Genomic DNA, 249 nt, shown 5'->3' with positions numbered 1-249 from the left:
CCTCGGGGGCGTTCCTGGAGGGGCGGGAGGACTCCGGGGCGGCGGTGATCCCGACCTGGTTGTTGATGCCGATGTGGACCGTGCCGCCGGGGCGGTAGCCACGCAGCTGCGACATGTTCAGCGCCTCGGCGACCACCCCTGGGCCCGCGAGGGCCGCGTCACCGGGCAGGCCGTCCGGCAGGCCGGTGAAGTCCGTGCGCCCCTGGTTGTTGGGGCCCGCCTGGGCGCGGGGGAGGCCCCGGAGGCCCG

The 249-nt window shown here is 76.7% G+C and carries 1 protein-coding gene; it reads right to left on the bottom strand.

Translation table 11 applies throughout. The annotated features are described in order from the left end of the window. Window positions 1-249: thiamine pyrophosphate-dependent enzyme (locus KVT44_RS56500; RefSeq protein WP_217577082.1), on the bottom strand; the 249-nt coding region annotated here is incomplete at both ends.

Source organism: Streptomyces sp. GbtcB7 (assembly GCF_019091445.1).
In the GTDB taxonomy this organism is placed as follows: Bacteria; Actinomycetota; Actinomycetes; order Streptomycetales; family Streptomycetaceae; genus Streptomyces; species Streptomyces mirabilis.
Note: the sequence above shows the minus strand (reverse complement) of the source record. Positions and strands in the feature narration are given on the sequence as shown.